This is a genomic window from Paenibacillus sp. FSL L8-0435 (genome assembly GCF_037965655.1).
Taxonomy (GTDB): Bacteria; Bacillota; Bacilli; order Paenibacillales; family Paenibacillaceae; genus Paenibacillus.
Window position 1 is genome coordinate 4,881,363 of the sequence record NZ_CP150185.1, and the last position, 14,588, is coordinate 4,895,950.

The window sequence follows — 14,588 nt, forward strand, 5'->3', positions numbered from 1 at the left end:
TGTATCACCTCCGGGGTTTACCGCTCACCCACTACGAAGACTTCCGGTACCAGGTTAATACCGTTTTGAGATGATATAGTGCTCTGTATCTGCTGCATTAGGGTGATAACGTCCTCTGCTGTTGCTTGGCCTGTATTAACAATGAAATTGGCATGCATGGTGGATACCTGTGCGCCTCCCTGGGTCATTCCTTTCAGCCCTGCTGCTTCAATCAGGCGGGCTGCATGATCACCCGGTGGATTTCGGAATACACTACCTGCACATGCCATCTGCAGTGGCTGTGTGCGGCGCCGGCGATCTTTGTAAGCCGCCATCGTTTCCGAAATGACGTTGCGCTCTCCATGCTGGAGTTCAAATGTTGCTTCCAGCACAATGCCTCTCCGATCATGCAGAACAGAGTGGCGATAGGCAAAATCCATGTCCTCCTTGCTGTAACGTACCAATTCCCCTGTCTCCAGTACAATCTCAGCGAATTTGAATATCCGTGACACATCCGATCCATGCGCGCCTGCATTCATGTACACAGCTCCACCAACAGTGCCGGGGATACCGCTGCCGAATTCCAGACCGGTCCATTCCTTTTTGGCAGCAACCACACTGAGTTTAACAAAAGAATGCGCCGCTCCGGCGGTTACACCGCCTTCGTGAAATTCGGCATAATCAAAGCCCTCGCCTGGTTTCACCACAACACCGCGTATTCCTTTGTCTGACACCAGCATGTTTGAGCCCCGACCAAGTTGCATCCACGGAATCTGATACGTGTGAAGCAATTGAACGAGATTCATCATCTGCTCTTTATTCTCAGGAATGACCAGTGCATCCGCAGGACCGCCGATCTTCCATGTGGTGTATTTGGCTAGCGATTCGTTTTCAAGAACTCTGCCAACATTATTCTGGGATAGTAACGATATCCACTGATGCATGTTTGCTTCCTCCTTTGCTTCAAAACCGATGAACACGGTATATTCTGTTGTTACAGACCGTGCTCTGGCGCCATGGAACGATGGTCACGATTTATACGGTATCTTATGTCAGCCCCGTCTTGTGTGTGACAATAGCCCACAAACGCACTTTATCGGCGTGCAGCAAGACGCTGAATTTCATGAACAAGCACCTCAGCTGCATCGGGTTTCCCCAGTTTCCGGGAGGCTTCAGCCATTCGTTTGCGTCCCGATTCATCATTCATAATCTTGGCGATGGCTTCATACAGGACTTTGCCTGTAAGCTCCTTCTCCAGCATCGTAAGTGATGCGCCTCCACCTTCAAGCGTGCGTGCATTGGCTTCCTGATGATTATTAGTCACGTTAGGTGACGGAATCAGGATCGAAGGAATCCCCAGGGATGTAATCTCCGCAAGGAATGATGCACCTGCGCGGTTTACAATCAAGGATGTGCAGGCAAGCACCTCAGGCATATTATGCACGTAAGGCAGGACATGCAGGTGGTTTGGCATCGTACCCAATGAGCTGCGAATGGCTTCACGCGTTTCATCAAAATAGGTATCCCCTGTCACGTAAACGACATGTACATCGTCCAGTTGATCCAGCATTGGAGCCATGTCCACCATGGCCTGATTGATTGCTTTTGCCCCGCGGCTGCCACCAACCACAAGAACAACACGGCTGTTCATCGGTACACCTAACGTGGCAAAACCACGATCACGGCTAGCCTGGGCTACCGTAGTCGCTCGCGGATTACCGGTGTAGATCACCTTTTTTGCGCCGGAAAACGATTTTTCAGAACCTTCAAAGCTAACGGCAACCGTGTCCACATAACGCATCAAAAATTTGTTCGTCAGACCAGGAATGGCGTTCTGTTCATGAATTATACTCGGAATTCCCAGTTTTGTTGCTGCGTATACCACAGGTCCACATACATATCCACCTGTACCAATCACAACATCCGGTTTGAATTCCTTCAGCATTTTTTTGGACTTGCGTACACCTTGAATGAAACGCATGACCGTTTTCAGGTTGTCGATGGACAATTTCCGCCGAAAGCCCGTAATATCAATGGATTTAAAAGGAATATTTTCTTGGGGAACCAGCTTGCTTTCCAGCCCTCTGGTTCCTCCGATGTATAGAAATGTCGAGTCCGGGTTCTCCGCCTCGCATTGTCTTGCTATGGCAACGGCCGGATAGATATGTCCACCCGTACCGCCACCGCTTAGAACGACTCGCATCGCATAGTCACCTCGCATAACGGGATAAATTCACTAAAATGCCCAGTGCTGTGAGCATGAGGGTCAATGATGATCCACCGTAACTGATCAGAGGCAATGTAATGCCCGTAACAGGCATCATGCCAATGACAACACCAATGTTAATAATGACCTGTACGGCGACCATACCTACGATACCAACACCAAGCAGACTGCTGAAGGCATCCGGAACGGTCATGGCTACACGCATTCCTCTCCACACCAGCACCAGAAACAACAATAATACAATCATTCCACCTATAAAGCCGAGTTCTTCGGCCAAAATACTAAAAATAAAGTCCGTTTGCGGTTCTGGTACATAACTGTACTTCTGCCGGCTCATACCCAGTCCCAATCCCGCCAGTCCACCAGGACCAATCGCGTATAAGGATTGAATGATCTGATATCCGGCACCCAGTGGATCGGACCACGGGTCCAAAAACGCTGTGATACGCTGCAACCGATAGGGTGCTGCTGCAATCAAAGCTGCAAACCCCGCTACGCCACCAAGAGCAAGCAAGCTCAGATGTTTCATTCGCGCTCCGGCTGTGAAAATAATAAGCATCGATGCGCCCATCATCACGGTGCCAGTCCCCAAATCAGGTTGCAGCATAATAATCCCAAAAGCCAACCCGATCAATCCCAGCGGTGGCAGAAGCCCTGATGTGAAGGTTTTGATTTTACCCGGTTCCTTGCTCAGCCAGTGAGCGAGAAACAGAATCATGCCCAGCTTCATGAATTCTGAAGGCTGAATACCGAACGAACCAATGCCCAGCCAACTTCGTGCGCCACCGCGAACCACACCAATTCCAGGAATGAGCACCGCAATGAGCATAATAAAACAGGCAATCAGTATAGGCTTGGCATATTTCCTCCACACCCGGTAGTCTACATTAGCAGTTACGAACATGGCCACAAGCCCAAGCACCGCAAACAGGGCCTGTCTTTTTACAAAATAAAATGAATCGCCATAGTCATGAAAGGCAAGCACCGAGCCCGCACTATATACCATAATAATGCCGATGGCAAGCAATGCCAAAATACAAATCAGCAACCAAATATCTGGTGCCGGTCGCGTCTGTTTCATCAGGAGGCCACCCCTTGCATGGAAGTAGGGGCTTTTCCACCCCCCTACTTACAAGTTATGCGCCGCCTCTTTAAAAATGCGTCCCCGCTCTTCATAGGAAGCAAACATGTCCCAACTTGCACATGCCGGGGATAACAAAACGACATCACCGGCACTGGCAAGCTTCGATGCTTCCTGCACAGCAACGGTTAACGTCCGGGCAGCGTCCTCCTCATTATCGACGACCTTAATTTGCTTTAATCCGGCAAGTTCCGCGACCTTGGCAATTTTTGTCCGTGTCTCACCAATTGCAACGACAGCTTTTACCCGTTCCTGGAACAAGGGTAACAACTCCATCATGTCTGACCCGCGATCCAACCCTCCAGCAATTAATACGACCGGTTCCTTGAACGAATTCAGGGCCATAACCGTAGCTTTCGAATTGGTCGCTTTGGAGTTGTTGTAGTATGCAGAACCGTTATGCTCCAGGACATATTCAAGTCGGTGTTCAACTCCCTTGAAGTCTGCAAGCTGAGCAGCCAGCACCGCAGGATCAGCTCCTGCCGCTACAGCAATGGCCACAGCAGCCAGTGCATTTTCCACATTAAATCGCCCAGGAAGGCCAATATTCTCAACGTCGATAATGATGTGGTGATCTCCGTTTTCATCCGCGTAGATTACCTGACGCTTCACATCGTCCTCTTCTCCATCCACATAAGGAGGATCTGCATACACACCTGTATCCAATTTCTCTGTCACTGAGAAGGGGATCAATCTGCCTTTGATGTAAGGAATCAGACCACGACATACCGCATCATCCCAATTCAGAATGGCTACGTCGTCAGGCTGCTGATTAGCGAACAGTTTGGCTTTGGAAGCCACATAATCATCCATGTTCCCGTGATAGTCCAGATGCGTCTCTGCAACGTTAAGCAAGCTGGCAATCCGAGGACGGAAATCAACCGTTCCTTTAAGTTGGAAACTGCTAAGCTCAACAACCATCCAGTTATCTGGAGAAGCTTGCTCTGCCGCTTCACAGAGAGGTGTTCCGATATTACCGGCAACAATCGGTTTGAGGCCGGCATGCTCCAACATTTTACCCACCCACGTGGTGGTTGTTGTTTTACCGTTGGAGCCCGTAATCCCGATCATGGGTGCAGCACATAGATGATAAGCAACCTCTACTTCGGTCACCACTTCAATGCCCAATGCCATAGCTTGCTGCACAGGAGCTGCATGGTATGGGATACCCGGGTTTTTAACGACCAGCTTCACACCACTGTGAATCAGATCATCCGGATGTCCTCCGCATACAACAGAAATTCCCAAAGCCTCCAATTCGGAAGCTTCGGGACATTGATCTCTCTCTTTTTTGTCATTTACTGTAACCTTCGCTCCGGCGCGATCCAGCACTTTGGCGACCTGTACGCCGCTTTTGGCCAATCCGAGCACGACTACTTGTTGTCCGCGATATGATTCAGGATGATTCATGATCTACAACCCCTTGTTGAGATAAAGTCCAAGAGCGGCCAAAATTGCGCCTACCGCCCAAAAGGTAATAACAACCCGCCATTCTGACCAACCACTTAATTCAAAGTGATGGTGAATGGGGCTCATTTTGAATACACGCTTGCCACGAGTCTTGAAAGATACCACTTGAATGATGACAGACAGGATTTCGATAACAAAAATACCGCCAATGATGACAAATAGAAGCTCCGTCTTGGTTACAATCGCTACCGCACCAATCGCACCGCCAATCCCCAGAGAACCGGTGTCTCCCATAAACACTTTGGCCGGATGTGCATTGTATACCAGAAAACCGAGTACAGCTCCGATCATCGCTGCTGCACACACTGCTGCCGGCATCGACGTGGCTTGCATCGCCACAATGGCAAACGCGCCAAAGGCAATCGCACTTACCCCTGACAGCAAACCATCCAGACCGTCGGTAAAGTTAACCGCATTGGTAATGGCAAGCATCATGAATACGACAAACGGATAATAGAACCATCCTGTCCAGTCGAACGAGAATGACGTACCCGGAATAGAGATGGCTGTGCTGTGTCCATTCTGGATCAGCAAGAAACACATCACTGCACTAAAGAACAATTGGCCCAGCATTTTTTGTCTGGCCGTCAGTCCCAGCGAACGTTTGAACACAATTTTGATGTAATCATCCAGGAAGCCAATCAGCCCAAATCCCAGCGTAGCCACGAGTAAGACATAAAAGTCTGTATTCTTGACTGCCGAAAATTTCAAAAAGGCCAATGTGAACGCAACTAAAATGACGACTCCACCCATTGTAGGTGTCCCGCTTTTTTTCAAATGGCTCTGAGGCCCATCTTCCCTAACTTGCTGTCCGAATTTCATTCGACGTAACAGCGGAATCAGGAGCGGTGCGGCAATCACCGCCAGAATAAATGAAACACCGATTGTTAACAGTAATACCTGAAAATCCATGGGTTCACCCCTCTAGTCTACTCGATTCTGTAATGGTGCTATTTGTAGTGCTTCGACCACGTCCTCCAGCTTCATGCCTCTTGAGGCTTTGAACAAGACAACGTCTCTGGGATGTAGTTTCTCCAGTAGATAACGGGTCATTTCTTCTTTATCTATAAAAGCATGCACAGCCTCTGCCGGCATATGCTTTCTTGCTCCTTCAGCAATATGTGCTGATAGCGTGCCATATACGAGCACCATGTCCATTTTGGCAGAGGTAATATACTCACCAATTCCAAGATGCAGATTCTGCTCCTGAGGACCAAGTTCAAGCATATCACCAAGCACAGCCACTTTCATGCGGTATCCTTTCAGACCTTCTAGTACATCGATTGCGGCCTTCATGGAGGTTGGACTTGCATTGTATGCATCATTCAGCAAGGTTAGACCACTAACGCCTTGAGTAACCTCAATACGCATGCCTGTCAGTTTCAAGCGAGATAATCCCGCGGCAATCTGCTCCGTCGTCACTTTGAAATGACGAGCTACAGCCAAAGCAGCCAGACAGTTAACGACATTATGCGTTCCTAGCAGAGGTAGCGTAAATGCATGTTCTCCAGACTGTTTGGTGGTGAAAACTACGCCGTTTTGCGCATTCATAAGTCCAGTAGGATAGTCATCATTATCGGTTTGCAGACCAAATGTAAACCGCTGCAATCCATCAGGTTGTTTAGTTGCGGGCTCTTCAAGGACTTGTGCAATTAAAGGCTCGTCTCCGTTGTAGATCAGTAACCCGCCAGGCTTCAATCCCGCGGCAATCTCAGCTTTGGCTCTGGCAATCTCCAATCTGGACCCTAGCTGAAGCAGATGAGATTCACCAATATTGGTAATGATCGCTACATCAGGCTGCGCAATAACCGACAGATCGTTAATTTCCCCGCGACCACTCATACCCATCTCCAAAATGATAATCTCGGTATCCGGGTCCATGCTTAGTACAGTCAGTGGTAAACCAATGTGATTATTGAAGTTGCCTTGCGTCTTATGCACTTTGAACGTCGTTGAGAGAATGGCATCAACGATGTCCTTTGTTGTTGTCTTGCCGTTGCTGCCTGTAATGCCGACTACAGCCGCTTTATTCTCCGTTAGATAAGCAGATGCGAGTGCTTGCAGTGCAACAAGTGTGTCGTCAACAACAATGACAGCTCCTTGCGGCGGAATACCATGATCCTTTTGCCAGATCGCGCCTGCAGCCCCCTTCTCCAGACAGGCTTGCACAAATTCGTGTCCGTCAAACCTTTCACCCACTAGCGGGATAAACAAACTGCCTTCCAGAGGTTTACGCGAATCGGTAAACACTCCTTCCACCATTACATTGCCATGAGCGGCAACGTCACTTAATGTTCCTCCACACATCTCGGCCAATTGTGCCAATGTTCTTTTTATCAATTGGATTTGCCCCTTATCGCTTCTTTGGCTATGATTCGGTCATCAAAATCGGTTTTGGTTGTGCCGATAATCTGATAGGTCTCGTGACCCTTGCCCGCAATCAATACTACATCGGCTGGGCTTGCCATTTCAATAGCTTCATGAATCGCCTGGCGCCGATCCACAATCATCGTATAACGTTCAGCAGGAACGGATTCTTCAATCAGGCCCTGTTCAATGTCTTTGAGAATCAGATCCGGATCTTCTGTCCGTGGATTATCGGAAGTAACCAGTACAAAATCACTATAATTCGCAGCAATTTTCCCCATGAGAGGGCGTTTGGTACGGTCCCTGTCACCACCACAGCCAAACACACAGATCACACGTCCTTCGGCAAATTCCTTCACCGTCCGCAGCACATTCTCCAGTCCATCCGGTGTATGGGCATAATCGACAATAACAGCAAATGGCTGTCCTTCGTCCACTCCTTCAACACGTCCATCCACGCCCGGAACCGTCTCCAGACTGCGCTTGATCTCTTCCAGCGGAATACCTTCCACCAGCGCTGCAGAGATGGCTGCCATTGCATTGTACACATTGAATTTACCTACCATGCGCAATCGAATATCCGCGTTGCCTGCAAATGTATCCACATGGAAAGAAGTTCCCTGAGATGTAATTGAGATTTGGGATGCGCGTACATCCGCCTTTTCACCCATGCCATATGTAATCACTTCAGCCGCAGTCACAGAGATGAAATAAGCCGCAGCCGGATCATCTGCATTGATGACAGCGAATTTGCGCTGTGAAACATCTTCTGTATAACCGTTACCCAGACGTGCAAAGAACAATCCTTTGGCCCCGCGATATTCCTCCATGGAATGGTGGTAGTCCAGATGATCCTGCGTCAGGTTAGTGAATACCGCAGTACGGAAATTTGTTCCCTTTACTCGCCCTTGTTCCAATGCGTGAGAAGAAACTTCCATAACACAGCAGTCCGTACCCTTCTGAACCATATCATGCAGACTACGCTGCAGATCAAGCGCCTCTGGTGTTGTTCCTGACATCGGGTAGGTGCGACCGTCATACCGCATTTGAATAGTGCCGATCAATCCCGTCTTGCGTCCGTAATCACTCATGATTTTTTCAATCAAATAGGTGGTCGTTGTTTTTCCGTTCGTTCCCGTTACACCAATCATATTCATTTTTTGGCTTGGCGAGTCAAAAAAGAAATCTGCCAGAACAGCCATCGCAAACCGGCTGTCCTTCACCAGCAATTGTGGTACAGGCAGATCCAGCAGCCGTTCAACCACCAATGCGACTGCACCCGCATTTACAGCTTTTTCTGCATAATCATGACCATCTACCGTATGTCCCGGAAGACAGATAAACAGATCACCCGGTTTTACCTGCCGGGAATCTGTCTGAAGGTTTTGGCATTCTGTATTTGATTCGCCCACGAGGCGGGCGGTGGTCAGCATCGATGCAAATTGTTTTAAAAGCACATGAATAACCTCACTTTTCCAATTATACTTCTGTTTTAACATATGTCTGTATTTATTAATATCGTCAATACAACCCAATAATGAAACGCACTTGGATGAATTTTGTTGCGCTTGAAGCCTCAAACTACCCCTAAGCCCTGTTATTCATCCTTTGTGTGATCATGTGCATCGTTCAGTACATCCCCCATATATATGCGGATGGTTGATCCCTGATCTACCCTCGCCCCAGGCTTAGGTGCCTGATTAATCACGTATTTACCACTGCCAGACTTCGCCAGCATAAAATTCATGTTCAGGTCTTCGTACAGATCTTCAACAGTAGCTCCTGTCAGGTCTGGGACTGTCACGATTTTGGTTTCACCATACTTGTATTCTTTGGCGACCTGATCCTTCCGAACAGGGACATTCATATAATGCAAAGCATCTTCAAGGATGTTCTGCACAATCGGGGCGGCAACCACACCTCCGAACTGAATTCCTTTGGGATTATCAACTGCCGTATAGACCACAATCTGTGGGTCATCTGCCGGTGCAAATCCAATAAAGGATACAATATGCTCAGTCGAGGAATAACGTCCGTTGATAACCTTCTGGGCTGTACCTGTTTTGCCACCGACCCGGTATCCATCAATGAATGCCGGACGCCCGGTACCTTTTGCGACAACACTCTCGAGTGCTTCACGTACTTGTTTGGATGTACTCTCCGAGATCACCTGACGAACCAGTTCCGGCTTGGCTTCTTCCATGACTTCTCCCGTGACCGGATGGACCCACGCTTTTGTAACATAAGGCTTGTAAAGTTTACCCCCATTGATGGCTGCTGACACAGCAGCTACTTGCTGAATGGGCGTTACGGATACACCTTGACCAAAAGCCGTCGTTGCAAGCTCGACAGGTCCCACTCTGGACAGTTTGAACAGAATTCCACTGGCTTCTCCGCTGAGATCGATCCCTGTCTTGGTACCGAAACCAAAGTCTTTAATATAGGAGAAGAGCGATTCTTTGCCCAGCCTCTGCCCCAAAGCCACAAAGCCCGGGTTACACGAGTTCTCCACAACTTGTAAGAAGGTCTGACTTCCGTGGCCGCCCTTTTTCCAGCAACGTAGACGGGCTCCACCCACCTCAACATATCCGGGATCAAAAAATTGATCCTGTTGCAGATTGACCTTTTTCTCTTCAAGCGCCGCCGCCAAGGTAATGATCTTAAATGTGGAGCCCGGCTCGTAGGTCATCCAGATCGGTAAATTCCGATTGTATATCTCCGCGGGATATTGTTGATAATCGGCAGGTTCGTATCCCGGCCTGCTGGACATCCCCAAGATTTCACCTGTTTTGGGATTCATCGCTATGGCCAATGCTGAGTTCGCCTGGAACTTCACCATGGCCTGATCCAGTTCTCTCTCCATGATGGACTGAATGGATTTATCAATGGTCAGCTTGAGGTTAAGGCCGTCCTTCGGTTCCACATACTTCTCGGATGAGCCCGGCATTAGCCTTCCGGCCGCATCGGACAAGTAGGACACACTGCCATTCAAACCATTCAGCTTATCATCATATTTCTTCTCAACACCCGTTAAGCCCTGATTGTCAATGCCCGTAAAACCAAGAATATGGGCAGCCAAATCGTCATAAGGATAAAAACGTTTATTGTCCTCAGCAACAACGATACCCGGAAGCTTCAAATCACGGATGCGCTGAGCTTTCTCCATCGTAATTTTGCGGCCGCCGGGTTGTAGTCGTACAATGAGTTCTCGTTTCTTGATGGTTGCCAGCACTTTTTCTTCCGTCATCCCAAGCAATGGGGCCAGCGCTTTAGCTGTCGATTCGGCTTCTTTAACCTGAGCCGGAATGGCCATAATGGTTGGTGTTGTCACATTATAGGCCAGAGAGGTTCCATTTCGATCCAGGATCTCCCCCCGCTTGGCTGAGTAAGGAATATTACGCCGCCAGGATTCTTCTGCTTTTGCTGACAATTCAGGGCCTTCCCCGAGCTGTACATAAGCAAGCCTGATCATCAGGGCCGAAAATAACAAAACTAAAATCATTAAACTCCATAGCAACCTGCGTCGCAGATTTACGCTTGATCCCTTCACGAAAAGATCCCCCCACTCGTCCCAAAATCATGACATTCGTTCCATTCATGAATATTCAGGACAACCGGGGGTTAGAACAAGCTGTCAGAGCTCCCTAAGGAAGCGAAGCTCCGTTTGTTGCTGGATCGTCAGAGGATTCGGATTCATTGGCAGGAGCTTTGTTGTTATCTGTTTCGTCTGTTTCGTCGGTTTTAGCTTCTCCGGCCGAAGCCTCTTGTTCCTTCACTTCAGCTTCTGACGACGGATCAGAAGAGATTGGAGCCTCATCGGCTATACCTGTCACTGCAGCTTTGGCAGTTTGCAAGTTCAACTGTACAGTTCTCTGCTCACCTGCGACCTGCTCGGTTTGCTTCACGACATAGCCCTCACCCTTGACCGTAACCCCCACCTTCATGAGAGAAAGTACTTCAAGGGCATCACGGAGAGATTCACCTGTTAGATCGGGAATCTTCATCTTGCTGCTTTCTTCCGTTAGCAGATAGATTCGTTGGCCTGGATTCATAGAGGCGCCAGCAACCGGATACTGCCGAATTACATTATCACCTTGACCAAGAGTCACATAAGCAATACCTGCGCTTAGAAGCTGGCTTCTGGCTTGTTTGGCTGTCTTGCCACTCAAGTCAGGCGCCTTGGCTTGCACGACCGAGACTTCTTTTGACTTTTTGTCAGGAGTTTTGGCTGTATCTTTGGGTATTCCCATGTATTGAAGAGTCTGGCTGACAATCTTTTTGAACACCGGGGCAGCTGCAGTTCCTCCCCCAATGTTGGTTCCATCCGGTTGGTCAATGACAACAAGTATAGCAATCTTCGGATTATTCACGGGCGCGAATCCAATAAACGATACAACGTCTTTCGACTTGCTGTATGCTCCGTTAACAACCTTTCTTGCCGTACCTGTCTTACCAGCTACACGGTAACCTTCAATATAGGCGTTACGACCGGTACCAATCGTTTGGTCTGCAACGACTTGTTCCAGATAACCACTCACCAGTTTGGAAGATTCCTTGGAAATCACCTGACGAACAACTTTGGGTTTGATGACTTCCGTTGTCCCATCATTCGGGTTCTTGATCTCCTTCACCAGATGTGGCTCCAGCAATTTGCCACCGTTGGCAATCGCAGAGATTGCTGCGACCTGTTGAATTGGTGTTACCTGTACCAGACCGTGTCCGTAAGCAGCAGTAGCAATCTCGGATTTGTAAACCAGTGGCTTGATCGGGGACGCTGCCTCGTTCGGCAGATCAATACCCGTCTTTTTGCCGAAACCGAATTCGTCTATGTAATGACGCAGACGTTCACCGCCAAGCATGTTGTAACCCAAGTTAACAAAAGCAATGTTACTTGACCGTTTGACACCTTCGAGATACGAGATCCAACCATAGGAATGACCATTGTCACTAATTGGGAAACCACCGATATACATGCGTTTGGATTCAAAACTTGCATTGGGATCGAAAAGTTTTTCTTCAACAGCCCCTGCTAGCGTCACTATTTTGAATGTACTCCCTGGCTCATAGATGGATTGCGTAGCATGGTTGATAAAATTCCTTTGATCAGGTGTACTCCCATACGTATTCGGATTAAAAGTTGGCCAGTTAGCCATCCCTAGAATCTCCATCGTATTTGGGTCCGCAGCAATGACCGTCATGCTCAATGGATTATACTTGGCGACGGCTTCTTTCATTGCATCCTCAATGTAGAACTGGATCGTATCATCGATGGTCAGCGTAAGGTTCTTACCGTTCTGAGGTGGCAGATAGTTATCCTGTGAATCCGGAAGTTTGATGCCTTTGGCATCTTTCTGATAATTCAGATATCCGTCTGTACCTGTCAGTGTTTCATCATATGAGACTTCAAGTCCATTGACAGCTTTTCCATCACGGCTCATATATCCCAAGAGGTGAGAAGCAAGTGTTTCTTCAGGGTAAAAACGCTTCGACTCCTGAGTCATCACAATTGCATTACGCGCCTTATATTCATCTTGCAGTTCTTCACGCAACTCGTTGACTTGTGCCGCAAGTTCAGGACTTATTTTATATCCTTCACTACGTACTTCACGCTGTTGAAAAAACTCACCATCTTTTTTCTTCGCTGTGACCAAAGCACGCATCTCACTCTCATTTTTCCCAAGAAGGGCAGAGAGCTTCTCCGTAACAACATCCTGGATTCCGAGTTCATTAATTAATAACGGATTAACGGAAACCGTATATGCAGGCGCGTCAGTAGCCAAAATGTTACCGTTTCGATCCGTAATCGTTCCACGTGCAGCCTTAATCGTCTGTTCCCGCTCTACCAAACCGGCTGCCCGTTCCTGCCATACACCGCCATTCACAACTTGAATGAAAAAGATTCGGGTTACGAGTACAAGAAAAAAGAGGGTAATACATCCCCCTATAAGCAACGTGCGCATCTTTATTCTTTTTATCATCGGAACACCTCTTTACTTACTGCTTGCTGTATTCGAGGACGACTCAGTACCAGTTGAATTCGTACTTGTTGAGCGAGGTACATAAATGACATCCTTACCGGATGCTTCAACGTAACCAAGTTGTTTTGCATTTTCGATGACCTGGTTGTTCAATGTTTCTTTTTCCACCTGCAGGTCTGCAATCGTCTTTTCATACCCTTTGATATCCGAAATAGTGGACTGAGCCTGCTTGTTCAGATCATAGATATGAGCATAACGAGACATCAAGGCTCCTCCAACCAGGATAACTGCAACTAAGGTAATCAGATACAGAATCTTCTCGCGTGCCGGAAGACCCGTACGACGGGTCACCACTTTGGTGGTTTCTTTGTATCGTTGCTGGGTCACACGTTCCTGGGACGCTTTTTCTTTTACAGCGAGATTACCACGTGTATATGCCATACTCCGATTCTCTCCTCCACTCTTGATCTACAATTTCTCGGCTACGCGCAGCTTGGCTGAACGAGCACGTGAATTTTCGGTCAATTCCGTTTCCGTTGGAATCAACGGTTTTCTGTTAACTAAACGCAGGGTCCCTTTGCCGCCGCATACACACAACGGAAAATCGGGTGGACATGTACATTTTTCCAGATAACTGCTGAAAATCTGTTTACATATCCGATCCTCAAGGGAGTGGAAGGTAATAACAGATACACGTCCTCCTGGTGCCAGACAACGAACAGCCTGATGCAAGCCTTCTTCAAAGGCACCTAACTCATCGTTGACGGCAATGCGTAATGCCTGGAAGCTGCGTTTGGCAGGATGTCCACCGGTACGGCGAGCTGCCGCCGGGATGCCTTCCTTGATCAGTTCCACGAGTTCTCCTGTCGTCTCAATGGTAGACTGCGCTCGTTTTCCGACGATAACACGGGCAATTCTTCTCGAAAACTTCTCTTCACCATAGCGATACAAAATTCGAGCAATCTCTTCTTCTGGCCACTCATTCACAATCTCTTTAGCCGTCAGCATTGCATCCTGATCCATTCGCATATCGAGCGGAGCATCGTGATTGTAGCTGAACCCACGTTCTCCTTCATCAAATTGCGGAGATGACACACCCAAGTCGTACAAAATACCATCGACCTGTGGTGCACCATCCTTCATTGGTACATCCAGATCCTTGAGTACCTGTTCCAGATCTCGAAAATTGGTTTTCACCAATGTTACATGTTCTCCATAAGCAGCGAGCTTCTCGCGAGCATTATCCAAAGCCCAATCATCCTGATCAAGTGCGATCAGACGTCCCCCTGGACCGAGCTTGGAAGCAATCACGGAGCTATGTCCGCCACCGCCTAAAGTGCAGTCCACGTATATACCGTCCTGCTTGATGTTTAATCCCTCTGTTGCCTCTTCTTTGAGTACGGTTATGTGGTGAAACAACCTGCAC

At 48.2% G+C, this 14,588-nt stretch carries 11 protein-coding genes; all 11 read right to left on the minus strand.

The annotated features are described in order from the left end of the window. Positions 1-17: 17 nt before the first annotated feature. The 11 genes from murB to rsmH all read right to left on the minus strand — a co-directional run bounded on the left by murB (position 18) and on the right by rsmH (position 14,581). The gene (gene murB, locus NST33_RS21755; RefSeq protein WP_076250757.1) at positions 18-923 is read right to left on the minus strand and encodes a UDP-N-acetylmuramate dehydrogenase; all 906 of its coding nucleotides are present in this window, start codon (positions 921-923) and stop codon (positions 18-20) included. A 149-nt stretch (positions 924-1,072) separates the two neighbouring features. Continuing rightward, a complete protein-coding gene (gene murG / locus NST33_RS21760) occupies positions 1,073-2,182 on the minus strand; it encodes an undecaprenyldiphospho-muramoylpentapeptide beta-N-acetylglucosaminyltransferase (protein ID WP_076211539.1) in 1,110 nt (369 codons plus the stop codon). A 7-nt stretch (positions 2,183-2,189) separates the two neighbouring features. Further along, positions 2,190-3,287 (minus strand): stage V sporulation protein E, encoded by a 1,098-nt coding sequence (gene spoVE / locus NST33_RS21765; protein WP_339305028.1) that lies wholly within the window; start codon positions 3,285-3,287, stop codon positions 2,190-2,192. 48 nt (positions 3,288-3,335) lie between these two features. Then, positions 3,336-4,757 (minus strand): UDP-N-acetylmuramoyl-L-alanine--D-glutamate ligase, encoded by a 1,422-nt coding sequence (gene murD, locus NST33_RS21770; protein WP_339305030.1) that lies wholly within the window; start codon positions 4,755-4,757, stop codon positions 3,336-3,338. A gap of 3 nt (positions 4,758-4,760) precedes the next feature. Continuing rightward, complete coding sequence (gene mraY, locus NST33_RS21775) at positions 4,761-5,729, minus strand: phospho-N-acetylmuramoyl-pentapeptide-transferase (RefSeq protein ID WP_047843751.1); 969 nt, start codon at positions 5,727-5,729, stop codon at positions 4,761-4,763. A gap of 12 nt (positions 5,730-5,741) precedes the next feature. Continuing rightward, entirely contained in the window at positions 5,742-7,154 is a 1,413-nt protein-coding gene (gene murF / locus NST33_RS21780) for a UDP-N-acetylmuramoyl-tripeptide--D-alanyl-D-alanine ligase (RefSeq protein WP_339308741.1), read from the minus strand. Beyond that, positions 7,154-8,641, minus strand: a complete 1,488-nt coding sequence (locus tag NST33_RS21785) for a UDP-N-acetylmuramoyl-L-alanyl-D-glutamate--2,6-diaminopimelate ligase (RefSeq protein WP_339185427.1) — start codon at positions 8,639-8,641, stop codon at positions 7,154-7,156. Before NST33_RS21785 ends, murF begins: the two co-directional genes overlap by 1 nt. Before the next feature lie 140 nt (positions 8,642-8,781). Beyond that, positions 8,782-10,734 (minus strand): stage V sporulation protein D, encoded by a 1,953-nt coding sequence (locus tag NST33_RS21790; protein ID WP_339305032.1) that lies wholly within the window; start codon positions 10,732-10,734, stop codon positions 8,782-8,784. A 94-nt stretch (positions 10,735-10,828) separates the two neighbouring features. Next, a complete protein-coding gene (locus tag NST33_RS21795) occupies positions 10,829-13,162 on the minus strand; it encodes a penicillin-binding transpeptidase domain-containing protein (RefSeq protein ID WP_339305033.1) in 2,334 nt (777 codons plus the stop codon). Positions 13,163-13,174: 12 nt separating this feature from the next. After that, on the minus strand, positions 13,175-13,603 hold the full coding sequence (locus NST33_RS21800; protein WP_339305035.1) for a hypothetical protein: 429 nt from the start codon (positions 13,601-13,603) through the stop codon (positions 13,175-13,177). Positions 13,604-13,630: 27 nt separating this feature from the next. After that, on the minus strand, positions 13,631-14,581 hold the full coding sequence (gene rsmH, locus NST33_RS21805) for a 16S rRNA (cytosine(1402)-N(4))-methyltransferase RsmH (protein WP_221822028.1): 951 nt from the start codon (positions 14,579-14,581) through the stop codon (positions 13,631-13,633). Positions 14,582-14,588: the final 7 nt, after the last annotated feature.

Coding starts and splice junctions, on each gene's coding strand:
- murB (WP_076250757.1), bottom strand. CDS start 923: ATGCATCAGTGGATATCGTTACTATCCCAGAATAATGTTGGCAGAGTT.
- murG (WP_076211539.1), bottom strand. CDS start 2,182: ATGCGAGTCGTTCTAAGCGGTGGCGGTACGGGTGGACATATCTATCCG.
- spoVE (WP_339305028.1), bottom strand. CDS start 3,287: ATGAAACAGACGCGACCGGCACCAGATATTTGGTTGCTGATTTGTATT.
- murD (WP_339305030.1), bottom strand. CDS start 4,757: ATGAATCATCCTGAATCATATCGCGGACAACAAGTAGTCGTGCTCGGA.
- mraY (WP_047843751.1), bottom strand. CDS start 5,729: ATGGATTTTCAGGTATTACTGTTAACAATCGGTGTTTCATTTATTCTG.
- NST33_RS21795 (WP_339305033.1), bottom strand. CDS start 13,162: ATGATAAAAAGAATAAAGATGCGCACGTTGCTTATAGGGGGATGTATT.
- NST33_RS21800 (WP_339305035.1), bottom strand. CDS start 13,603: ATGGCATATACACGTGGTAATCTCGCTGTAAAAGAAAAAGCGTCCCAG.